The following is a 23318-nucleotide window of genomic DNA, read 5'->3' as shown; positions in this document are numbered from 1 at the left end:
CCGCCATGGGCGCAACGGAGGACGCCGGGCCGGTCGGGGAGGACCGACGCCAGGGAACGCCGGAGGAGCCGCCGCGGACCAGGGTGGACTGGGGATCGCGGGAGCGGGGCTCGCGGTTCCGGGGCTCGTGGGACCGGCGGCGCGGTGTCCGGCCCGGTGCGGAGGCGGGCGCGGACCGGGCGTCCCGGCTCGGCGCCCGGCCGACCGCCGTGGTGGACCCGGAGGCCGCCACCCGGCGGATGCCCGGACCCCGCCACGACCCGGAGGCCGCGACCAGGGTCCGGCCCGGCGCCCCGGGCCGGTTCGACCCGGAGGCCGACACCGAGGTGGTGCGGCCACGGGGCGGCCGGGGTCCGTCCTGGCAGGACAACATCGGCCCGGGGCCGACCCCGAACGGCGGCCCCGCGCCCGGCGGCACTGCGGCCCCGAACGGCGGCCCGGGGCCCGTTGGTGCTGCGACCCCGAACGGCGGCCCCGGGCCTGTTGGCACTGCGGCCCCGCACAGTGACCCGTCCGAGGACGGCTTCCCCGACGCCCTGCGCGCCCGGTTCACCCCCCTGGGCAAGGCGGGCGCCGGCGCCGAGGGCACCGTCTGGTACGTCCGGCGCACCGACGGCGGCGCCGACGCCGCGGTCAAGGTGTCCGTCGTCGGCCAGCCGATGGACCACGAGCTGCTCGCCCACCTGCGCAACGACGGCTTCCGGCGGCACGTCCCGCACCTGATCGACTTCGGCCGGGTCCGCCACCACGGCGCGCTGGTCGACTGGGTGGCGATGGAGTACCTACCGGTCACCCTCTCCGCGCACGTCGCCGAGCTGCGCCGCAGCGGCGCCCACACCGATCCCCGGACGGTCGAGCAGATCGTCTACGAGCTGGTGTCGTTGCTGGAGTTCTGGCAACGGCGGATCCAGCGCAACCCGCTGGACTTCAAGCCCGCCAACATCCTGGTCCGGCCCGGCCGCGGGCCCGGGGAGTTCGTGATCGCCGACTTCGGCGGCGTCGACCGGCTCACCGACAGCCGCCGCTTCACCTCCGCGATGATGGTCACCGTCGCCTACATGGCACCCGAGCAACTGGCCGGCAAGAACCACGAGGCCGGGCCCTGGTGGGGCCTCGGCAACGTGCTCTACGAGCTGTTCGTCGGCCGCCCCCGGTTCGTCGGCGCGGACGGTGAGCGGGCCGCCGACCACGACCTGGAGCTGGAACTGGTCATGGGCGAGGAGGTGGACCTCACCGCGGTCACCGACCCTCGCCAACTTCTCCTCCTCCAGGGCCTGTTCACCAAGAAGCCGGAGGACCGCTGGACCGCCCCGGAGGTTCGCAGCTGGCTGGCCGGCGGCAGCCCGGCGGTGGTCCGGCGCCGCCCGCAGGCGCGTCGGCCGATCACCTTCCTCGGCGACCCGTTCACCGACCCGGTCCGGCTCACCGAGGTGCTGTTGCGCAACTCCGGTGCGGCCGCGCGCTGGCTGGCGGCGGTGGGGGCCGAGCGGTTGCGCGACTGGCTGCGCGACGAGGTCAAGGACTCCGTGTTCGACCTGCACTACCTCACCGACGTGGTCCGCGCGCCCGGCTCCCGGCGGGAGGCCGTGGCCGCCGTCGCCGTGCTCGCCCTCGGCGCGGCCTACGCGCCGTCCGCCGTCCCGCACTACCGCGACCGGCCGATCGACCCGGCCGGGCTGGAGCGCATCGCCACCGAACCGGACGGCGCCGCCTTCGTCGACGAACTGGTCCGCGGCGGCGCCCCGGCCGTCGCCGCGCGCTACGACTGCTTCCACCCCGAGTGCTCCGGCGAGCACTGCTCGCGGCTGCTCGCCCTCGCGGCGCTCCCGGAGGTGCTCGCCGAGGTCGAGCGCACGGCCCGTACGGTCGGCGGCGGGCGCCGCGGTGACGGCGGGCTCAGCCCCGAGGAGCGGGAGGAGGCGCACCGGCTGGCGGTCTGGCTGAGCATCCGCCCGGAGGAGCGGTACCGGCTGCTCGGCAGGCTCTCCCCGCTGCCCGCCGCGCTGCACCGACTGCCCCTGCCCGTACGGGTCTCGGAACTCGCCGCGGTGGTCGCGGCGGCGGTGGTGGACGGGGCCCTGACGGCGGGTGCCGGGGCGCGTACGGCGGTGCGCTCGGCGGCGCGGCGGCCGGCGCCCGACCCGGAGGCGGCCACCCCGCGGGACGTGGTGCGGCGCCGCTGGTCGGCGTTGCGGCGGCGGGCGGTCGGGGCCGACCAGGGGCAGGTCGCGGGACGGGCGGCGATGGTCGCCGCGGAGGCGCTGCGACGGCGGGGCCGCGGGCGGGTCGAGCGGCCCGAGCCGGAGGCGGGCGTGCTGCGGGAGGGGCGGGCGCGGGTCGGGCGGGCGGCCCGGCTGTGGCGGGAGCGGCGTCAACGGCCGCCGGTGGACTGGGCGGCCCGGCTGCGGCTCTGGTGGCCGTACGCCCGCACCATGGTGCCGCGCCGGGTGGCGGCGGTCGCGCTGCTGGTACTGGGCCTGGGGCTGCTGCTGTGGGCGGGGGCGGTGCTGCGCCTGCCGGTCGAGGCCGGGCACCAGCTGGACCTCTCGCCGGACCTGTTCGGCGGGCCGCTGCACTCCGGCGGGCAGCGCGCGGCGGAGCAGGTGGTCGGCAAACTCGGCGCGGCCTTCGTGGCGGCCGCCGTGCTCGCCTTCTTCCCGGCCCGGGTCGGCTTCGGCACGGCCCTGCTGACCGGTGTGGGCGCCCTCGCGATCGGCTACCTGCGGCTGGGACCGCCGATGACGGCGGTGGAGGCGCCGCAGCCGGTGGCCGAGCGGGTGGTCATGTTCGAGGGCGGGATGGGGAGTTGGGCCGGGATCGTGGCGGTGATCGCGGTCGTGGTGGCCTTCGTGCTGATCGAGCGGGCCTGCGACCGGCTGCTCAAGCCCGCCCACCGGGCCCGGCGGCAGGTCCGGGAGGGCTGGCGGGACCTCGACCGGCGCGCCGCGCGGGCGGCGGGGCGACCGCTGCCGGAGGCGGCCGCCTCCGGGGCGTGGCGGCCGGGCCGGGCGGGGACGCGCGACCGGCTCCGGTTCGCGCTCACCGGCACCGGCGTGCTGGTGCTGCTGCTCTGGGCGGCCGTGGAGGTGCGGCTCGCGGCCACCGGGGTGCACCGGACGCCGGACTCCTGGGGGACCGGCCAGACCGGAGCGTCCTACCAGGCGGGGTTCGTGATCCTGCTGGCGACGGCGTCGCTGCTGAGCACCCTCGGGACGCTGGTCACCGCGCGGATGCTGTTCGTCGTCTGGATCCTCGGGACGCTCTTCCTGGGGGCCTGGCCCGGGGCGCTGGGGCCGGTGGAGGCGCTGCGGATCCCGGTGTTCGAGGGACTGTTCGCCGCGATCGCGGGCTGGTGGGGGCACGGGGCCTTCTGGGCCGCGCTGCTGGTGGCGCTGCCGCTGGCGGCGTACGGGGTGCTGTGGACGGTGCGAGGGCGGGCGGCTGACAGGTGACGGGCAACGGGTGACAGATAACAGATGACAGATTTCGAAATCTGTCATCTGTTATCTGTCCGTTGTCATCTGTTCGCCGCGCGTCCCACCGCGTCCGACCGTCGCCCGACCGCCGGCCGCGATGGTCAGCCGACCAGCCGAGTGAGCTCGATCGAGTGCCCGGTCCGCTCCACCTTCGCCGTCAGGTATCGGACGTTGGTCGCCGAAAGGTGGACGCCGGTGGGCACCCGCCGCCGTACGGTGACGCCGAGCCCGGTCAACTGCGCGGCCTTGTCGGGGTTGTTGCTCAGCAGGTCGATGCCGCCCGTGCCGTCGAGGCCGCCCGTGCCGTCGAGGCCGCCCAGGCCGTCGATGCCGAGCGCGGCGAGCATCTGAGCGGCCGCGGTGTAGTCCCGGCCGTCCTCGGGGAGGCCGAGCGCGAGGTTGGCGTCGTACGTGTCCAGTCCAGAGTCCTGCAACGCGTAGGCGTCGAGCTTGTTGTACAGCCCGATGCCCCGGCCCTCCTGGCGCAGGTAGAGCAGGTAGCCGCCGGCCTCGCTGATCAGCTCCACCGACTCGCGCAGCTGCGGGCCGCAGTCGCAGCGGTCCGAGCCGAAGACGTCGCCGGTCAGGCATTCGGAGTGCAGCCGCACCAGCGGCGTTCCGCCGTCCGGGACCGTGCCGAGGGCGAGCGCCAGGTGCTCGGCGCCGTCGGCGAGGCCGTGGAAGGTGAAGACCTCCGCCTCGGCGCGGTAGCCGTCCGGGAAGGTCAGCGGGATGCGCACACGCGAGCGCACCGTGGCGGAGCCGGGCTGCGGCATGGGTGGGCCTCCGTCGATCGGGGGTGGACCGGGTTGGATCGGGGATCCGGATGGATCGGGTGTTGACCGTACTAGGTTGTTCCAATTTGAACAACTGCTTACGGATGGTGCCCGGCTCGGCACTCGTGGCGCACAACACTCCACCCGTCCCGTCTGTTCCCGTTCGCGGCGGTCCAGCATGTGGAAGGGATGGGAGTCGAGGTGTGGTCACTGCGAGACTTCCCCGTGTTTCCTGGGCACGGGAACGCCTTGCGCACGACCACCGACGACCAACGGAAGGTCCTGATCAGATGCCCACGAGCCGCGTCACCACCCCCTCCGCCTCCTCCGTCCCCGGCCCGCAGTCCCGCTTCGACGCCGAGCAGCGCGCGATCGAGGCGCTCTACGCGGACGTGGTCCGCCGCAACAAGGGCGAGGAGGAGTTCCACCAGGCGGTCCACGAGGTGCTGGAAACCCTCGCCCCGGTGCTCGCCCACCGCCCCGAACTCCTCGACGCCCGGCTCGTCGAGCGGATCTGCGAGCCCGAGCGGCAGCTGATGTTCCGGGTGCCGTGGACGGACGACTCGGGTGACATCCACGTGAACCGCGGCTTCCGGGTGGAGTTCAGCAGCGCCCTCGGCCCCTACAAGGGCGGCCTGCGCTTCCACCCCTCGGTGAACCTCGGCATCATCAAGTTCCTCGGCTTCGAGCAGATCTTCAAGAACGCCCTCACCGGGCTGGCGATCGGCGGCGGCAAGGGCGGCTCCGACTTCGACCCCAAGGGCCGTTCGGACGCGGAGATCATGCGGTTCTGCCAGTCCTTCATGACCGAGCTGTACCGTCACCTCGGCGAGCACACCGACGTGCCGGCCGGTGACATCGGCGTCGGCGGCCGGGAGATCGGCTACCTCTTCGGCCAGTACAAGCGGATCACCAACCGTTACGAGGCCGGCGTGCTCACCGGCAAGGGCCTCGGCTGGGGCGGCGCGCAGGTCCGCACCGAGGCCACCGGCTACGGCTGCGTGATGTTCACCGCCGAGATGCTGCGCAGCCGGGGTGACGACCTGGACGGGCGCCGGGTGGTCGTCTCCGGCTCCGGCAACGTGGCCGTGTACGCGATCGAGAAGGCCCAGCAGCTCGGCGCGACCGTGCTGACCTGCTCCGACTCCTCCGGCTACGTGGTCGACGAGAAGGGCATCGACCTCGACCTGCTCAAGGAGGTCAAGGAGATCCGGCGCGGCCGGGTCTCCGATTACGCCGAACTGCGCGGCAGCCACGTGCGGTTCGTCGAGGGCCCGGGCGTGTGGAGCGTGCCCTGCGAGGTCGCGCTGCCCTGCGCCACCCAGAACGAGCTGACCGAGGCCGACGCGCTCGCCCTGGTCCGGAACGGCGTGCTGGCGGTCGCCGAGGGCGCCAACATGCCCACCACCCCCGAGGCCGTGCGGGTCCTCCAGGAGGCCGGGGTCGCCTTCGGCCCGGGCAAGGCGGCCAACGCGGGCGGCGTCGCGACCAGCGCGCTGGAGATGCAGCAGAACGCCTCGCGCGACTCCTGGACCTTCGAGCGCACCGAGGAGCGGCTGGCCGGGATCATGAAGCACATCCACGACTCCTGCTTCACCACCGCCGAGCGCTACGGGCACCCGGGCGACTACGTGGTGGGCGCGAACATCGCGGGCTTCGAACTGGTCGCGGACGCGATGCTGGCCCACGGCCTGGTCTGAGCCCTCTCGTCCTTCCGTCCCCCGGCGACCGGGACCGGACCGGTTCGGCACCGGACCGGTTCGGCACCCGACCGGATCGGGCACCGATCGTCGGGTGCGGCAAGGTTGGTCCTTCCTACGGTGTGATCAGTAAGGGAAGGACGGGGTCGGCGTGCTGGAGCACCTGAACCGGGCGATGGAGGACATCGAACGGAACCTAGACCAGGAGATCGACGTGGCCGAGCTGGCTCGGACCGCGATGACGTCGGAGTACCACTTCCGGCGGCTGTTCTCGATGCTCGCCGGGATGCCGCTGTCGGAGTACGTCCGGCGCCGGCGGCTGACCGTCGCCGGGGCCGAAGTGCTCGGCGGCGGGCGGACGTTGCTCGACATCGCGGTCCGGTACGGCTACACCTCGGGAGAGGCGTTCGCCCGGGCGTTCCGGTCGATGCACGGGGTCGGGCCCGGGGAGGCCCGGCGCGACGGTGCGGCGCTCATCTCCCAGCCCCGGATGTCCTTCAGACTCGTCGTGGAGGGAAGCAGCAGCATGGAGTACCGGATCACCGAGAAGCCGGCCTTCCGGATCGTCGGCCGGAAGGCCCGGGTACCGCTGATCTATCAGGGGGTCAACCCGCACATCGCCGAGTTCATCAAGGGGCTCGGTGCGGAGACCGTCGAGCGGATCACGGCCCTGACCGGCAAGGACCCGCTCGGCATCGTGTCGGTGACCGACGACTTCTCGCCCAATCGGGAGGAGGGGTCCGAACTCGACTACTGGCACGCGGTGGTGGCGCGGGAGGATGCGGTCGTCCCGGACGACCTGGAGATCCTGCACGTCCCGGCCGGGACGTGGGCGGTGTTCAGCAACACCGGGCCGTTCCCCCACGCCCTGCAGAAGATGTGGGGGGACACCTACAGCCAGTGGTTCCCGTCCAACCCGTACGAGACCCGGCCGGGCCCGGAGATCCTGCGGACACGCTTCGTTCCCGGGTCGGGCGACGCGGAGGCGGAGCTCTGGATGCCGGTGACGCGGGCCGTTCGCAGCTGACAGCCGACAGGCAAGCGCGAACAGATAACAGCTGACAGATTTCGAAATCTGTCAGCTGTCCGCTGGTGATCGTTCGCCCACCCCCGTTCGGCCCACCAGCGCCCGCCCCCACCCCGCCGCGCCCCGCATGCTGGGGCGGGGGGCAGGGGCCGCAGGCCGTTACCCGAGGAGTGGGATCACCGATGGCCAAGGCATTCGGCTTCGTCGACTACGGCGGAGCGGAAGTGCAGGAGTTCCTCGACCGTCCGGTGCTCGCCCCCGGTCCCGGTCAGCTGGCGATCACGGTCCGGGCCGCCGGGGTGAACCCGGTCGACTGGAAGGTCCGCCGGGGCCACCTCGGGCGCCAGCGCCAACTCCCCGCCGTCATGGGCCAGGAGGCCTCCGGGGTGGTGCAGCAGATCGGCCCCGGGGTCACCGGGTTCACCCCGGGCGACGAGGTGTTCGGCCTCGCCGCCGCCGGGGGCTTCGCCGAACAGACGCTGCTGCGCGCCGAGTCGAGTGCCCTCAAGCCCGAGGCCGTCGGCTTCGACCGGGCCGCCGTGCTCGGCGTCTCGGTCGCCACCGCGGACGACGCCCTGCGCCAACTCGCCCTGGGCGCGGGGCGGGTGCTGCTGATCCTCGGCATCGCCGGTGGCGTCGGCAGCGCCGCCGCCCAGCTCGCCCGCGGCCAGGGCGTGAACGTGCTCGGCACCGCGAGCGACGCCAACCGCTCGTTCGTGGAGTCCCTCGGCGCAACCCAGGTCCGCTACGGCGACGGCGTCGCCGAACGGGTCGCCGCGGCCGCCCCCGACGGCGTCGACGCCATCCTCGACCTGGTCGGCGGCGACGCCCTGCGTGCCGTGGCCGCCGTTCGCACCGACCGCACCGAACTGGTCAGTACGGCCGACTCCGCCACCGTGGCCGAACTCGGCGGCAAGCCTGTCGCCCGCTCGACCACCTCCGGGAGCCTCGCCGCACTCGCCGCCCTGGTCGCCGTCGGCGACCTCGATCCGCACATCACCGGCCGTTACCCGCTCGACCGCGCCGCCGAGGCGGTCTCCGCGGTCGAGTCCGGCCACGTCCGCGGCAAGGTCGTCATTGAAGTCTCCTGACTGCCAGCGCTGTTGACGTTCCATCAGAGAAGTTCCCCAGCACCCCCTAGAGAGCCAGGGCCAGAACATGAAGCAGACCACTGTCACCACCAACGCCCCCTGCTGGGTCGAGCTGGGCACCGACGACCCGCCCGCCGCCCGGACGTTCTACACCGAACTGTTCGGCTGGCGCCCCGACAGCGGTGCCCGTCCCGAAGCCGAGGGCTACACCCAGATGTTCGTCGGCGACGCACTGGCCGCCGCCGTCACCCAGCGGTACGCGCCCCAGCAGCCGACGGCCTGGACGGTCGCCTTCGCGGTCGCCGACGCCGAGCTCACCGCGTCCAAGATCAAGGCGGCCGGCGGCAAGGTCATCAAGGAGCCCACCGACGTGCTCGACCACGGCCGATTCTCGGTCTCCGCCGACCCGTCCGGCGCGGTCTTCATCCTCTGGCAGGCCCGCGCCTTCAAGGGCGCCGGGGTGTTCAACGAGCCCGGCTCGCTGGGGTGGGTGGAACTGGCCACCCGGGACACGGCCGGCGCGCGGGCCTTCTACCCGGAGGTCTTCGGATGGTCCGTCGCGCCGTCCGAGCACTACACCCAGTGGGGCCTGGACGGCCAGGACTTCGGCGGCATGCTGGACATGGAGGACCGGTTCCCGCCCCAGGTTTCGCCGCACTGGCTGCCGTACTTCTCGGTCGCCGACGCCGACAACACCGTCAACCGGGCGGTCGCCATGGGCGGCGACGTGCTGGTGCCCGCCGTCTCCATGTCGGGCGGTCGGCGGACCGCCGTGCTGCGTGACCCCCAGGGCGCCGCGTTCGGCATCTACCGCGACGCCACCGAGCGCTGAGACGGGCCCTACACCGAGGGCTGGGCGTCCGGTCCGGCCGCTCCCCGGGCGGCGGCGCGCGAGCGCCGGGCGGCGGCCACCGCCGCGCTCGCCGTGACCAGCAGGGCGCCCATCGGCACCACGTCGCCGATCCGGTCGTACCAGGTCACGGTCCCGGGGGCGGTGAGCGGCAGCCGTACGGTCAGCGCGCCGGTGCCGTCGGTGCCCAGCCGGGCGAGCTCCCGGCCCTGGGCGTCGAAGGCCGCGGAGACCCCGGTCAGCGAGGCCTGGACGGCCGGGCGCCCGGTCTCGGCGGCCCGGATCGCCGCCAGCGAGACGTGCTGTTCGGGCGCCCAGGTGTGCTGGAAGGTCGAGGTCGAGGACTGGTAGACCAGCACCCGGGCGCCGTCCCGGGCCGCCGTCCGCGCCATGTCCGGGAAGGCCGACTCGAAGCAGACCAGCGCGCCGACCGGCAGCGGCCGGCCCGAGCGGTCGGTGGCGGGCAGCACGTGGAAGGCGGTGCCGGGCGCCCGGTTCTCGCCCGCCGCACGGCTGACCCCGGCGATCCAGCCGAGCACCGGCCGCAGCGGGATGTACTCACCGAAGGGCACCAGCCGGATCTTGCGGTAGCGGTCCACCACCCCGGTCGGCGAGACCAGCACCGCGTCCTTGGAGATCCGTCCGTCGGCCTTGCGGGCGTCCTCGCCGGCCATCACCTCGGCGCCGGTGGTGGCGGCGAGCCGGCGCAGGGCGTCCAGGGCGGCCGGGTCGCGGTCCAGGTCGGCGGTGGTGCTGCTCTCGCCCCACACGACCAGGTCCACCGGTTCCCCGACCAGGGCGGCGGTGTCCCGCACGCCGGCCTCGAACCGGGCCTGCGGGTCCTCGACGACGCCGGGCTGGACCAGCGCCACCGTCACCGCCCCGGCCCCCACCGGCGCCGGGCGCAGCGCGAACAGCAGCGGACCGGCGGCCAGCACCAGGACGGTCACCAGGGCGGCGGCCGCCCGGGGCCGTCGGTGCACCGCCGTCAGCGCGATCAGCACCCCGGTGTTCACCGTCGCCACCGCCGCGCTGACCAGCCAGATCCCGCCCGCCGAGGCCAGTGCGAGGATCGCCGGGTGCTGCCACTGGGTGGCGCCGAGCAGCGCCCACGGCCCGCCGAGCGCGTGCCAGGACCGCGCGTACTCGGTGCTCACCCACACCGCCGGGACCACCACCATCGCGAGCAGCGCCCGACGGGTGGTCAGCGGCGGGTGCAGCAGGCGGTGCACCGCGTAGCCGACCACGGCCTGCAGCGCGCCGAACAGCACCGCGAGCACCGGCAGCGCCGGTCCGATCGACGGCACCAGCCAGTACATCGCGGTCAGGATGAACCCGGCCCCGAACCACCAGCCCCGCACCGCCGCCTCCCGCCCCGACGGCGCCCGCTGCATCAGCAGCAGCCCCGGGACCAGCGCGACCCAGGCCAGCCACGCCTGCCCCGGCGTGGGAAAGGCCACCACCGGCACGGCGCCCGCCGCCAGCGCCCCGAGTCGCGCCCGGTACCGGTGCGGCGCGCGCGGCGGCCGTTCCTCCGTGGGGGTCGTGCTCGGGGCTGGGCTGGCGGTACCGGTGCGGCGCGACATGCCCCGTATTGTCCGCCCGGGTGGCGGCCGGTGCCAGACGGCGTCACGCGGGGTTGACACCGGCCCGACGACCGGCACTCCGGCGGGCCGGTTGGCGGGCCGGTTGACGGGCCGGTCGGCGCGCCCTCCGGCGGTGCGCCTTCCGGAGGGCCCGCGGGAGTGTCAGCCCTCGTCGCCCTCCAGGTCGCCCTCGGTCTCCAGGAACGCGGCCTGCAACTGCTCGATCAGCGCGGGGTCCGGCTGCTCCCACAGGCCACGGCTCGCCGCCTCCAGCAGCCGCTCGCTGATGCCGTGCAGCGCCCACGGGTTGGCGCCCGCCAGGAACTCGCGGTTGACCGGGTCGAGGACGTACTCCTGGGTCAGCTTCTCGTACATCCAGTCCGCGACCACGCCCGTCGTGGCGTCGTAGCCGAAGAGGTAGTCGACCGTCGCGGCCATCTCGAAAGCGCCCTTGTAGCCGTGGCGGCGCATCGCCTCGATCCAGCGCGGGTTGACCACCCGGGCGCGGAAGACGCGGGCGGCCTCCTCGGTCAGGGTGCGGGTGCGGACCGTCTCCGGGCGGGTCGAGTCGCCGATGTAGGCGGTCGGGGCCTTGCCGGTGAGGGCGCGCACGGTGGCCACCATGCCGCCGTGGTACTGGAAGTAGTCGTCCGAGTCGGCGATGTCGTGCTCGCGGGTGTCGGTGTTCTTCGCGGCGACGGTGATCCGCTTGTACGCGGTCTCCATCTCCTCGCGCGCCGGGCGGCCGTCCAGCCCGCGGCCGTACGCGTAGCCGCCCCAGACGGTGTACACCTCGGCGAGGTCGGCGTCGGTGCGCCAGTCCCGGCTGTCGATCAGCTGGAGCAGGCCGGCGCCGTAGGTGCCGGGGCGGGAGCCGAAGACGCGGACGGTGGCCTTGCGCTCGTCGCCGTGCACCGCGAGGTCGGCCTGCACGTGGGCCCGGACGAAGTTGTCCGCGTCGGCCTCCTCCTGGGCGGCGGCCAGGCGTACCGCGTCGTCCAGCAGGGCGACCACGTGCGGGAAGGCGTCCCGGAAGAAGCCGGAGATGCGCAGCGTCACGTCGATGCGCGGGCGGCCCAGCTCGTCGAGCGGGATCGGCTCCAGACCGGTGACCCGGCGCGAGGCGTCGTCCCACACCGGGCGGACCCCGAGCAGCGCGAAGGCCTCGGCGATGTCGTCACCGGCGGTGCGCATCGCGCTGGTGCCCCAGAGCGAGAGCCCGACCGAGGGCGGGTAGGCGCCGTCGTTGTCGGCCCGGTAGCGGTCGACCAGCGAGGCGGCGAGCGCCTGGCCGGTCTCCCAGGCGAGCTTGCTGGGGACGGCCTTCGGGTCGACGGAGTAGAAGTTGCGGCCGGTCGGCAGCACGTTGACCAGGCCGCGCAGCGGGGAGCCGGACGGGCCGGCCGGGACGAAGCCGCCCTGGAGCGCGTGCAGCACGGCGTCCAGTTCGTCGGTGGTGGCACCCAGCCGCGGCACCACCTGGGTGGCGGCGAAGGTCAGCACCTCTCCGACCGCCTCCGGGAGCCCCGCGGCGACCTTCTCCACGGCCTCGGGCGCCCAGTCCTCGGCCTCCATCGCCTCGACCAGCGCCCGGGCCCGGGCCTCGGCCGCGTCGGTGGCGCCCAGGGTGAGGGCCGCCTCGTCCAGGCCGAGCGCCTCGCGCAGGCCGGGCAGCGCGCTGACGCCGCCCCAGATCTGCCGGGCGCGCAGGATGGCGAGCACGATGTTGACCCGGTCGGTGCCGACCGGGGCCTGGCCGAGGACGTGCAGGCCGTCGCGGATCTGGGCGTCCTTGACCTCGCACAGCCAGCCGTCGACGTGCAGCAGGAAGTCGTCGAAGCCGTCGTCCTCGGGGCGCTCGTCCAGGCCGAGGTCGTGGTCCAGCTTGGCGGCCTGGATCAGGGTCCAGATCTGGGCGCGGATCGCGGGCAGCTTGGCCGGGTCCATCGCGGCGATGTTGGAGTGCTCGTCGAGCAGTTGCTCCAGGCGCGCGATGTCACCGTAGGAGTCGGCGCGGGCCATCGGCGGGACGAGGTGGTCGACCAGCGTGGCGTGGGCGCGGCGCTTGGCCTGGGTGCCCTCGCCCGGGTCGTTGACCAGGAACGGGTAGATCAGCGGGAGGTCGCCGAGGACGGCGTCCGGGCCGCACTCGGCGGACAGCGCGGCGGTCTTGCCGGGCAGCCACTCCAGGTTGCCGTGCTTGCCGAGGTGGATGACGGCGTGGGCGCCGAAGCCGCCGTCCTCCTGGGCGGCCTGGATCCAGCGGTAGGCGGCCAGGTAGTGGTGGCTCGGCGGCAGGTCGGGGTCGTGGTAGATGGCGACCGGGTTCTCGCCGAAGCCGCGCGGCGGCTGGATGAGCACCAGCAGGTTCCCGGAGCGGATCGCGGCGAGCACGATGTCGCCGTCCGGGTTCTGCGAGCGGTCGACGTACAGCTCGCCGGGGGCCGGGCCCCAGTGCTCCTCGACCTGGTCGCGCAGGCCCTGGGGGAGCGTGGCGTACCAGCGGCGGTAGTCGGCGGCGGGGATGCGGACCGGGTTGCGGGCCAGCTGGTCCTCGGTGAGCCAGTCCTGGTCGTAGCCGCCGGCGGCGATCAGCGCGTGGATGATGGCGTCGCCCTCGTGACCTTCGTCGGTGCTGTCGTCCAGGCCGGGCAGGTTGTCGCCGAGGTCCATGCCCTCCTCGCGCAGCCGGTGCAGCAGCCGGACGGCGCTGGCCGGGGTGTCCAGGCCGACGGCGTTGCCGACCCGGGCGTGCTTGGTCGGGTAGGCGGACAGCACCAGGGCGAGGCGGCGCTCGGCGGCCGGGACGTGGCGCAGCCGGGCGTGACGGACGGCGGTCCCGGCGACGCGGGCGGCGCGCTCCGGGTCGGCGGCGTAGACGGTCAGGCCGTCCTCGTCCAGCTCCTTGAAGGAGAACGGCACGGTGATCAGGCGGCCGTCGAACTCCGGCACGGCGACCTGGGTGGCGGTGTCCAGGGGGGACAGGCCGTCGTCGCTGGCCTCCCACTGGGCGCGCGACCAGGTGAGGCAGAGCGCCTGGAGGATCGGGCGGTCCAGGGCGGCCAGCGCGCCGGCGTCCCAGGCCTCCTCGTCGCCGCCGGCCTGGGCATCGGCCGGGCGGGTGCCGCCGGCGGCGAGCACGGTGGTGACGATCGCGTCGGCGGCGCCGAGCTCGGCCAGCAGTTCGGGCTCGGCGCCGCGCAGCGAGGCGCAGTAGTAGGCCCGGGCGCGGGCGCCCTGATCCTCGATCGCCCGGCAGAGGGTCTCCACGAAGGCGGTGTTGCCGCTCATGTGGTGGGCCCGGTAGTAGAGCACGGCGACGGTCGGGCCGTCGGTCGTACGGGCTTCGCGCTCCAGCGGGCCCCAGGCGGGGGCGGAGGCGGGCGGGGCGAAGCCGTGGCCGGTCAGCAGCACGGTGTCGGAGAGGAAGGCGCCCAGTTCGGCCAGGTTGGCCGCGCCGCCGTGGGCGAGGTAGGCGTGCGCCTCGGCGGCGATGCCGGCCGGGACGGTGGACAGCTCCATCAGCTGGGCGTCGGGGGCCTGCTCACCGGTCAGCACCACCACCGGGCGGGGGCCGGCCAGCAGCGCGTCCAGGCCCTCCTGCCAGGCGCGGCGCCCGCCGAGCAGACGGACCACGACCAGCTCGGTGCCCTCCAGCAGTGCGGGCAGGTCCTCGGGGGTCAGCCGGGTCGGGTTGCCGAGCCGGTACGGGACCGGGCCCGTCGAGGCGCGGGCACTGAGCAGGTCGGTGTCGGACGTCGACAGCAGCAGGATCATGCGAAGGCCCTCCCGGCCTCGTCGGTGGCCAGGATGGCCGCAGTGGTGGCCGGGGCGGCCGCGGTGGCGGCCGCGGGAACGCGCGCGGGCATGCGACGGCGCTGGTGCATTTCTGCCTTCCTCGGGGTCCGCGCCCCGGGCCGGTGGAGGACGGCGGGAGTTCCTGGCTCCCGCGGCCGACCGGCTTCCCGGTGAACCGCGGTCACAGTGGCGGGACCGCACCGGGCTTGCACCGGTTTCCTCCCCTGCGCCGTCTCTGGCGTGGCCGGCCCGCTGGGGACCGCCCGCCAGCATCGTACGGGTTGCGGCTGACCTGGGGGAGTGCCGGCTTCACCTCGCCCGCCGCAGCGCCCGGCGCACGGGCGGGCGCACGGTGCTCGGGCGCGCGGGCGGCGTGCCGGACGTGCTGCCCGGTGTGCTGCCGGGTGTGACGCAGCGGACGGAGGCAAGCGATCGGATCATCTGTATGCTCGCCGCCATGCCACCGACACCCGACGCCACCGCGCCGGGCGCCGCCGTGCCCGACCGGGGGCGCGCGGACGCCTGCCCCGGGGCGCTTCGCCTGCACACCGCCGACGACGGCGGCCTCGCCCGGGTCCGGCTGCCCGGCGGTCTGCTGACTGACCGTCAGGCGCTCGCGCTGGCCGAGGCGTCACAGGCCCTGGGCGACGGGGACTTGGAGACCACCTCGCGCGGCAACGTCCAACTCCGCGGTCTGGCCCCGGACTGCGGGGCCGACCTCGCCGAGCGCCTGCGCGCCGTCGGGCTGCTGCCCTCGGACACCCACGAGCGGGTGCGCAACATCGTCGCCTCGCCACTGGCCGGGCTCGACGCCGAGGGCAACGCCGATGTGCAGGCCTGGGTACGGGAACTGGACGAGCGGCTGTGCGCGAGCGACTGGGCGGCCGGACTGTCCGGCAAGTTCCTGTTCGCGCTGGACGACGGGCGGGGCGACGTCGCCTCGCTCGACGCCGATGTGACATTGATCGCAGCTCCGGGCGGCCCCGCCCTGCTGCGGCTCGGCCGGGCCGAGCGCGGACACCCGGTGGAGCCCGGGCGGGAGGTGACGGCCGTACTGGACGCGGCCCGCGCCTTCCTGGAGGCCCTGCGCCGCAGCGGCCGCGCGGCCTGGCACCTGCGCGAGGTCCCCGACCTGCTGCCGACGGGCTCCGAACCGCTGCCGACCGCCTACGCCCCGACCGTTCGCGCCCCGGCCGCCGTCGCCGCCCCGGTGGGCGCGCTGCCCGGCGGGCTCTCGGTGGGCATGCGGTTCGGCCGGGCGAGCGCCGCCCAGTGGCGCGCGCTGGTCGCCGCCTCGGCGGGCGAACTGCGGCTGACCCCCTGGCGCGGCGCGGTGCTGCCCGGTGCCCCGGCCGACCGGCTGCCCGCCCTGGCGGCGGCCGGGTTCCGTACCGAGCCGGGCTCCCCCTGGGAACGGGCCACGGCCTGCACCGGGCTGCCGGGCTGCGCCAGGTCGCTGGCCGACGTACGGGCCGACGCGGCCCGGGCGTTGGACGCGGCTGCCGGGGCCGGTGCGGGGACCGGGGCCGGTGCGGGGGCCGGCGGACTGCCCGTCCACTGGTCCGGGTGTGAACGGCGCTGCGGCCACCCGGCCGGGCGGTGGGTGGACGTGCTCGCCACGGGGCACGGCTACCGGGTGACGGTGAACGGGCCGACCACGACCGCGGGCGCACCCGTGGACGTGAGGAACGAGGAGATGGCCGAGGCGGTCGCCGAGGCCAGGAGGACCACGAAGTGATCGAGTACGAGAAGGACGGCGCGTCCATCTACCGCCAGTCCTTTGCCACCATCCGTGCGGAGGCCGATCTGGCCGCCCTCCCGGCGGACGTCTCCCAGGTCGCGGTGCGGATGATCCACGCCTGCGGGATGACCGACCTGGTCGAGGACCTGGTGTACTCGCCCGGCGTGGTCGCCTCGGCGCGCGCGGCGCTGCACGCCGGTGCGCCCATCCTCTGCGACGTCAACATGGTCGCGAGCGGTGTGACCCGCAAGCGGCTGCCCGCCGACAACGAGGTGATCTGCACCCTCACCGACCCGTCGGTGCCCGAACTCGCCCGCGCGATGGGCAACACCCGCAGCGCGGCGGCCATGGAGCTCTGGCTGCCCCGGCTGGAGGGTGCGGTGGTCGCCGTCGGCAACGCGCCGACCTCGCTGTTCCGGCTGCTGGAGATGATCGAGGCGGGCGCGCCGCGCCCGGCCGCGGTGATCGGGGTGCCGGTCGGCTTCATCGGCGCCGCGGAGTCCAAGCAGGCCCTGGCCGAACACCCCTCCGGCCTGGAGCACCTGGTTGTGCGCGGCCGGCGCGGCGGCAGCGCGATCGCCGCCGCCGCCGTCAATGCGATTGCGAGCGAGGAAGAGTGACGGACCGTCAGATCACCACCGGTCGACTGTACGGCGTCGGGCTCGGCCCCGGCGACCCGTCGCTGGTGACCGTCCGCGCGGCCGAACTCATCGGCAAGGCCGACGTGGTGGCGTACCACAGCGCCCGGCACGGCCGGTCCATCGCCCGCTCGATCGCCGAACGCTACCTGACGGGTGGCCAGATCGAGGAGAAGCTGGTCTACCCGCTCACCGTGGAGACCACCGACCACCCCGGCGGCTACCGGGGCGCGCTGGACGAGTTCTACGAGGAGGCCGCCGCCCGGCTGGCCGCCCACCTGGACGCCGGGCGCGACGTCGTCGTCCTCGCCGAGGGCGACCCGCTGTTCTACGGCTCCTACCAGCACATGCACAAGCGGCTCGCGCACCGCTACCCGACCGAGGTGGTGCCCGGCGTGACCTCGGTCAGCGCTGCGGCGGCCCGGCTCGGGCAGCCGCTGACCGAGGCGGAGGAGACGCTCACCGTCATCCCGGGCACCCTGCCCGAGGAGGAGCTGACCGCGCGGATCGCCTCCGCCGACTCCGCCGTGATCATGAAGCTGGGGCGTACCTTCCCGGCCGTCCGGCGCGCGCTGGAGCGGGCGGGGCGACTGGAGGACGCCCAGTACGTCGAGCGCGCCTTCATGGACGGGGAGCGCATCGCGCCGCTCGCCGAGGTCGACGGGGAGAGCGTCCCGTACTTCTCGGTGGCGGTGCTGCCGAGCAAGGTCGCCCCACTGGAGCCCGCCGTACGGCTCGCGGACGGCGTGGGCAGCGTGACCGTGGTGGGCACCGGGCCGGCCGGTCCGCTCTGGCTGACCCCCGAGGCGCGCGGCGCGCTGGCCGAGGCCACCGACCTGGTCGGCTACACCACCTACCTGGACCGGGTGCCGGAGCGGCCGGGGCAGCGGCGGCACGGCTCGGACAACAAGGTGGAGTCGGAGCGCGCCGAGTTCGCCCTGGACCTCGCCCGGCGCGGGCACCGGGTCTGCGTGGTGTCCTCGGGCGACCCGGGCGTCTTCGCGATGGCCACCGCCGTGCTGGAGGTGGCCTGCGAGCCGGACTACCGGGACGTGCCGGTGCGGATCGTCCCCGGGATGACCGCCGCCCACGCGGCAGCGTCCCGGGCCGGTGCGCCGCTGGGGCACGACTACGCGGTGGTGTCGCTCTCGGACCGGCTCAAGCCGTGGGACGTGGTGGCGAAGCGGCTGCGCGCCGCCGCCGAGGCGGACCTGGTGCTCGCGCTGTACAACCCGGGCTCGAAGTCCCGCACCACCCAGGTCGGCCTGGCCCGGGACGTACTGCTGGAGTACCGCGCGCCGGAGACCCCGGTGGTGATGGCTCGCGACGTCGGCGGCCCGACCGAGCGGATCCGGACCGTCCGGCTCGGCGAGCTGGACCCGGCACTGGTCGACATGCGGACCATCCTGCTGATCGGCTCCTCGCAGACCCAGGCGGTCGAGCGGGGCGGCGGCTTGGAGGTCGTCTGGACGCCCCGGCGGTACCCGGAGGCGTGACGGCGGACGAATGACGGACGACGGATAACAGCTGACAGATTTCATCATCTGTCAGCCGTTATCCGTTTTCTGTTCGCTGTTACCTGTTACTTGCTACCTGTCACCCGCGACAGGCCACCCGTCGCCCGCGACAGGCCACCCGGCGCCCGTCACCCGTCACCGGGTCGGCTTGGCGATCAGCAGCTCGGTGTTGTGGTCCTCCCCGGCGCCCAGCAGCGCCGAGACCCGCCCGTTCGGGTCGTTGTACGACAGCTCGCGGTACAGCGCCGCCAGGTTGGCGTCCGAGGTGCTGCCGAAGTCCGTCGTGTACGGCGCGGAGGACTCGATCAGCGTGGTGAACAGCGACAGCGTGCCATCCCCGTTGTCCGCGATCTCGATGATGCGGCCGTGCTGCGGGTAGTCGATGTGCGAGGCGGTGTTGATCTCCCAGAACGCCCGCTCCGGCACCGCGTGCCCGTGCGCCGTGATCTTGTTCATGTGGGTGTGCCCGTTCACCCAGGCCACCACGTTCGGGTAGCGCTGCAGCAGCGCGACCAGCTCGTTGCCGTCGTGCCGCTTCTCGAAGACGTTGCGCGGATCCGGCAGCAGGTTGCCCATCGAGCCGCTGGTGTGGTGGCTGAAGACCAGGATCACGTCATCGGTGCTGCCGCCCGCGACGCGGTTCCCGTTGGTGTCGTACCAGTGCCCGCTGTGGTCCTTCAACTGCTGCTCCAGCCAGCGCAGTTGCGCGGTGCCGAGCGAACCGTCCGCGAACCCGGCCTGGTTGGTGGTGTCCAGGCTGATGCCGACCACCTTCTCCGAGATCCGGAAGGTGTAGTAGAGCTTGCCGCTGCCCACCATGTCCGAGGTGAAGCCGTGCCCGAACGGGCCGGCGCCGGTGACGGCCGGGTTGAGGTGGGCCTTGGCGAACTCCTTGAGCGTGAACGGGTGCCGGCGCTCGTCCGGGGTCACCCGGCGCACCGCCTCGCCGTTCGCGAGCAGCTTGGCGAGGAGCAGCACGGCGCCCGCCGGGTCGCGGCGCAGCGAGTCCATCAGCTGGGCGGCGGTCGCGTCGTCGCAGCCCTCCAGCTTGAGCCCGCCCGTGTAGAGGTCGTTCAGCAGCCCGAAGTCCGGCAGCGAGCCCTCGATGCTGTCGTCGTGGTTGCCGACGGTGGTGTACCAGGGGGTCTTCAGGCCCGGCGCGTCGAAGGGCCGCCCGGCCGCGGACAGGAAGCCGGGCACCTGCGGGAAGCCCTTCGCCTTGTAGACGTCGTTGTAGGCGATCTCGGGGTTCCAGAAGGCCGAGTTGCCGGAGTTCTGGACGCCCTCGTAGCGGGTCGGGTCACCGGTGTTCTGGGCCATCCGCCCGCCGCCCATGACGGTGAGGTACCAGTCGAGCTCGGCCAGCTCGTGGTTGTCGGTGTTGTCGCCGGTGGCCATCACCATGCTGAACGGCATCCCGGTGTACGGGCCGCCGGACAGCGAGTTGACCCGCTCGACGAGCGCCGAGACACCGCGGGCGTTCAGGGCCTCCTGCGGCCGGTAGGCGCTGTCGTTGTACTTGGCCAGGAACTCGAAGCGCACCGGGGACTCGGTGTCCACCAGGTGCAGGTCGCTGAACTGGACGAAGCTGGCCAGCCCGGTGCGGCGGTCGTCCCGCCCGGCGCCCGGCGCCGCGAGGTCCCCGCGCACCACCAGCGGCCACCCCGGCCCGGCCGTCAGCCGCTTGTAGGCGCCGGTGCCGGACGGCGTGGCGACCTGCTCCAGGGTCGTCCCGGAGACGTCGACGGCCCGCGCGGCCGTGGTCGCCAGTGCCTGGTCCCGCCCGGCGGCCGAGGCGAACTGCGCCCCGCCCAGCGACAAGGCCGACCAGGCGGCGGCCACCGACGTACCGGTGATGAACGTACGTCGCTTCATGCCTGCCACAAAAACCCCCACATGCTGTCGGCCCGGCCGGGAAGTAGCGCCCCGCCCACCGGACCTGAGTGTCATGAACCCGCTTCTGGCGGACCGCCAGATTACCCACCGGTAGCCGCCGGGTGTTAGGTCCGGGCGGAGAACTCTTCGGGAACGCGGGCCGGCACTTCCCCCGCCCCCTACTGACGAGGTGGACACGGCCGCCACCCCGGACGGGGCGGCGCCGGACGGATGGGGGAAAATCGGCGGCGACGGCCGGTGCGGCCACAGACGGGACGAGGGCGGTGCGCGGGCGCCGCCCCGGCAGTGCGGAAGCGAGGCGCAGGGTGGCCGCAGCGGGAGCCGAGGCGGGAGGCCGGGCCGGTCAGCTGAAGAGCAGCGGGCTGCGGCACGGCTGGACGACGGGCGCCTGCGCCACCGCCGCCACCAAGGCCGCGTACACCGCGCTGCTCACCGGTGAGTTCCCGGACCCGGTCACCATCACCCTCCCCAAGGGCCAGCAGCCCGCCTTCGCCCTGGCCGCCGAGCAGCTGACCTTCGCCACCGGGCCCACGCAGCCGGCCGCCGCCGAGCGGCCCACCCCGGAGGGCGAGCGGCCGGTCGTCGCCATGGCCGGCGTGGTCAAGGACGCGGGCGACGACCCGGACGTGACCCACGGCGCGCTGATCCGGGCCACCGTACGGCCCGGAGAGCCCGGCGTCGGGGTGGTGTTCCGGGCCGGCCCGGGAGTCGGCACGGTCACCAAGGCGGGCCTGCCGCTGGCGGTCGGCGAGCCCGCGATCAACCCGGTGCCCCGCCAGATGATCCGCGACGCGGTGGCCGAGGTGGCGGCGGCGCACGGCGGCAGCGGGGACGTGGTGGTCGAGGTCTCGGTGGACCACGGAGAGGAGATCGCCCGCTCGACCTGGAACCCCCGACTCGGCATCCTCGGCGGTCTGTCCATCCTCGGCACCACCGGGATCGTCGTCCCCTACTCCTGCTCGGCCTGGATCGACTCGATCCGCCGCGGCGTCGACGTGGCCCGGGCGGCCGGGCGCACCCATGTGGCGGGCTGCACCGGTTCGACCTCGGAGAAGGTCGCGGTCGCGGTGCACGGACTTCCCGAGGACGCGCTGCTCGACATGGGTGACTTCGCCGGGGCCGTCCTCAAGTACCTCAAGCGCCACCCGGTGCCCCGGCTGACCATCGCGGGCGGCTTCGCCAAGCTGTCCAAGCTCGCCCACGGCCACCTGGACCTGCACTCGGCGCGTTCCCAGGTGGACAAGGGGTACCTGGCGGAACTGGCCCGGCGCGGCGGGGCGGACGAGGAGCTGGCGGCCGCGGTGGCGGTGGCCAACACCGGGCTGGAGGCGGTGCAGCTGTGCCGGGCGGCGGGGGTGCCGCTCGGGGACCTGGTCGCCGAGGCGGCCCGGGCGACGGCGCTCGGCGTGCTGCTCGGCTCGCCCGTCGCGGTGGACGTCATCTGCATCGACCGCGCCGGCACCATCGTCGGCCGGGCGGAACCGCTCGGCCCCTGAACGGCGTCGAGCGCGAGGACGAACGCGAACTCCTCAGCGAAACCTCAACACTGTCACGCGGTGATGTGAAGATCTGACGCTCATACGGGGTGAGAAACGGACAAAAGTAGCGCCATGCCCGTCGGTGATTCCGGTGCCATCTCAACCATGAGATATGGTCTGCCGAGTGACAGGCGACTACCTCACCCGTATCGGCACCCTCATCCGTACCGCGCGCCAGCACCGCGGCTGGTCCCAGGCGCAGCTCGGCGAGGCCCTCGGCACCAGCCAGAGCGCGGTCAACCGCATCGAACAGGGCAAGCAGAACGTCAGCCTTGAGATGATCGCCCGCATCGGCGAAGCGCTCAACAGCGAGATCGTCTCCCTCGGCTACTCCGGCCCGATGCACCTGCGCGTCACCGGCGGCACCCGCCTCTCCGGCGCCATCGACGTCCGCAGCAGCAAGAACGCCTGCGTGGCGATCCTGTGCGCCTCGCTGCTGACCACCGGCCGGACCACGATCCGCAGCGTCGCCCGGATCGAGGAGGTCTACCGCATCCTTGAGGTGCTGACCAGCATCGGCGTCAAGAGCCGCTGGCTCAACGAGGGCCGCGACCTCGAACTCACCCCGCCGGCCGAGCTCGACCTCGCCGCGATGGACGTCGAGGCCGCCCGCCGCACCCGCAGCGTGCTGATGTTCCTCGGCCCGCTGATGCACCGCGCCCAGCGCTTCGCCATCCCGTACGCCGGCGGCTGCGACCTCGGCACCCGCACCGTCCAGCCGCACCTGACGGCGCTGCGCCGCTTCGGCCTGGAGGTCGCCACCACCGGCGGCGCCTACCACGCCTCGGTCGAGCCGGGTGCCCCGATGGACCGCCCGATCGTGCTGACCGAGCGCGGGGACACCGTCACCGAGAACGCCCTGCTGGCCGCCGCGCGGCACGACGGCGTCAGCGTCATCCGCAACGCCTCGCCCAACTACATGGTCCAGGACCTCTGCTTCTTCCTGGAGAAGCTGGGCGTCAGGATCGAGGGCATCGGCACCACCACCCTGACCGTCCACGGCGTCCCGCAGATCAGCTGCGACGTCGACTACACCCCGGCCGAGGACCCGGTGGAGGCGATGAGCCTGCTCGCCGCCGCCGTGGTCACCTCCTCCGAGCTGACGATCCGCCGGGTGCCGATCGAGTTCTTGGAGATCGAGCTCGCGGTGCTGGAGGGCATGGGCCTCGACTACGACCGGACCCCCGAGTACCGGGCCCACAACGGCCGGACCCGCCTGGTCGACCTCACCGTGCGCCCCTCCAAGCTGGCCGCCCCGATCGACACCATCCACCCGATGCCGTTCCCCGGCATCAACATCGACAACGTGCCGTTCTTCGCCGCCATCGCCGCGGCCGCCCACGGCACCACGATGATCCACGACTGGGTCTACGACAACCGCGCGATCTACCTCACCGAGCTGACCCGGCTCGGCGCGGACGTCAAGCTGCTCGACCCGCACCGGGTGCTGGTCCAGGGCCCGACCCGCTGGCGCGCCGCCGAGATGGTGTGCCCGCCCGCGCTGCGCCCGGCCGTGGTCATCCTGCTCGCGATGCTCGCCGCCCAGGGCACCTCCGTCCTGCGCAACGTCTACGTCATCAACCGCGGTTACGAGGACCTCGCCGAGCGTCTCAACTCGATCGGCGCCCAGATCGAGACCTTCCGCGACATCTGATGACGGCATCTGCCTGACGCCCCGCCGGAA

14 protein-coding genes and 1 riboswitch are annotated in these 23318 nt (G+C 73.9%); of the genes, 10 read left to right on the top strand and 4 right to left on the bottom strand.

Features of this window, described 5'->3' with window-relative positions:
- Positions 1–5 precede the first annotated feature (5 nt).
- On the top strand, positions 6–3452 hold the full coding sequence (locus ACIRVF_RS07060) for a hypothetical protein (protein WP_402814868.1): 3447 nt from the start codon (positions 6–8) through the stop codon (positions 3450–3452).
- A gap of 125 nt (positions 3453–3577) precedes the next feature.
- On the opposite strand, the gene ribA is transcribed toward ACIRVF_RS07060, so the two are convergent.
- Positions 3578–4252, bottom strand: coding sequence for a GTP cyclohydrolase II (gene ribA, locus ACIRVF_RS07055; RefSeq protein WP_402814865.1), 675 nt, complete (start codon positions 4250–4252; stop codon positions 3578–3580).
- Between the two features lie 290 nt (positions 4253–4542).
- Between ribA and gdhA the strand changes: the two genes are divergently transcribed.
- From gdhA to ACIRVF_RS07035, 4 genes are all read left to right on the top strand, one after another.
- Entirely contained in the window at positions 4543–5952 is a 1410-nt protein-coding gene (gene gdhA / locus ACIRVF_RS07050; protein ID WP_402814862.1) for an NADP-specific glutamate dehydrogenase, read from the top strand.
- Between the two features lie 151 nt (positions 5953–6103).
- Entirely contained in the window at positions 6104–6979 is an 876-nt protein-coding gene (locus ACIRVF_RS07045) for a GyrI-like domain-containing protein (protein WP_402814859.1), read from the top strand.
- 182 nt (positions 6980–7161) lie between these two features.
- On the top strand, positions 7162–8070 hold the full coding sequence (locus tag ACIRVF_RS07040) for an NADP-dependent oxidoreductase (RefSeq protein WP_402814856.1): 909 nt from the start codon (positions 7162–7164) through the stop codon (positions 8068–8070).
- 67 nt (positions 8071–8137) lie between these two features.
- Entirely contained in the window at positions 8138–8902 is a 765-nt protein-coding gene (locus ACIRVF_RS07035) for a VOC family protein (protein WP_402814853.1), read from the top strand.
- Positions 8903–8910: 8 nt separating this feature from the next.
- Here the strand turns inward: ACIRVF_RS07035 and lnt are convergent, their stop codons facing one another.
- Positions 8911–10506, bottom strand: coding sequence for an apolipoprotein N-acyltransferase (lnt, locus tag ACIRVF_RS07030; RefSeq protein WP_402814850.1), 1596 nt, complete (start codon positions 10504–10506; stop codon positions 8911–8913).
- Positions 10507–10668: 162 nt separating this feature from the next.
- Entirely contained in the window at positions 10669–14283 is a 3615-nt protein-coding gene (cobN, locus tag ACIRVF_RS07025) for a cobaltochelatase subunit CobN (RefSeq protein WP_402814848.1), read from the bottom strand.
- A gap of 157 nt (positions 14284–14440) precedes the next feature.
- A riboswitch (cobalamin riboswitch) is annotated at positions 14441–14526 on the bottom strand.
- A gap of 223 nt (positions 14527–14749) precedes the next feature.
- Here cobN and ACIRVF_RS07020 point away from each other — a divergent pair.
- The 3 genes from ACIRVF_RS07020 to ACIRVF_RS07010 are packed head-to-tail and all read left to right on the top strand — an operon-like array spanning position 14750 to position 18179.
- Positions 14750–16042: a cobalamin biosynthesis protein CobG gene (locus ACIRVF_RS07020; RefSeq protein ID WP_402814846.1), complete on the top strand. Its 1293-nt coding sequence runs from the start codon at positions 14750–14752 to the stop codon at positions 16040–16042.
- On the top strand, positions 16039–16665 hold the full coding sequence (locus ACIRVF_RS07015) for a precorrin-8X methylmutase (RefSeq protein WP_402814843.1): 627 nt from the start codon (positions 16039–16041) through the stop codon (positions 16663–16665). The genes ACIRVF_RS07020 and ACIRVF_RS07015 overlap by 4 nt, the downstream gene beginning before the upstream one ends.
- A complete protein-coding gene (locus ACIRVF_RS07010) occupies positions 16662–18179 on the top strand; it encodes a precorrin-2 C(20)-methyltransferase (protein ID WP_402814840.1) in 1518 nt (505 codons plus the stop codon). Before ACIRVF_RS07015 ends, ACIRVF_RS07010 begins: the two co-directional genes overlap by 4 nt.
- Before the next feature lie 156 nt (positions 18180–18335).
- Here ACIRVF_RS07010 and ACIRVF_RS07005 read toward each other — a convergent pair whose 3' ends face one another.
- Positions 18336–20075 carry a TIGR03767 family metallophosphoesterase gene (locus ACIRVF_RS07005; protein WP_402814837.1) on the bottom strand — a complete coding sequence of 580 codons (1740 nt, stop codon included), beginning with the start codon at positions 20073–20075 and terminating at the stop codon, positions 18336–18338.
- A 326-nt stretch (positions 20076–20401) separates the two neighbouring features.
- On the opposite strand from ACIRVF_RS07005, the gene ACIRVF_RS07000 reads away from it, so the two are divergent.
- Together ACIRVF_RS07000 and ACIRVF_RS06995 are read left to right on the top strand one after the other, a co-directional pair.
- A complete protein-coding gene (locus ACIRVF_RS07000) occupies positions 20402–21592 on the top strand; it encodes a cobalt-precorrin-5B (C(1))-methyltransferase (protein ID WP_402814834.1) in 1191 nt (396 codons plus the stop codon).
- A gap of 166 nt (positions 21593–21758) precedes the next feature.
- Entirely contained in the window at positions 21759–23288 is a 1530-nt protein-coding gene (locus tag ACIRVF_RS06995; RefSeq protein WP_402814831.1) for a UDP-N-acetylglucosamine 1-carboxyvinyltransferase, read from the top strand.
- Positions 23289–23318 lie beyond the last annotated feature (30 nt).

Origin of the sequence: Kitasatospora sp. NPDC101157 (assembly GCF_044768255.1) — a bacterium.
In the GTDB taxonomy this organism is placed as follows: domain Bacteria; phylum Actinomycetota; class Actinomycetes; order Streptomycetales; family Streptomycetaceae; genus Kitasatospora.
The sequence above is the reverse complement of the archived record's forward strand: the minus strand, read 5'-3'. Positions and strand labels throughout refer to the sequence as shown.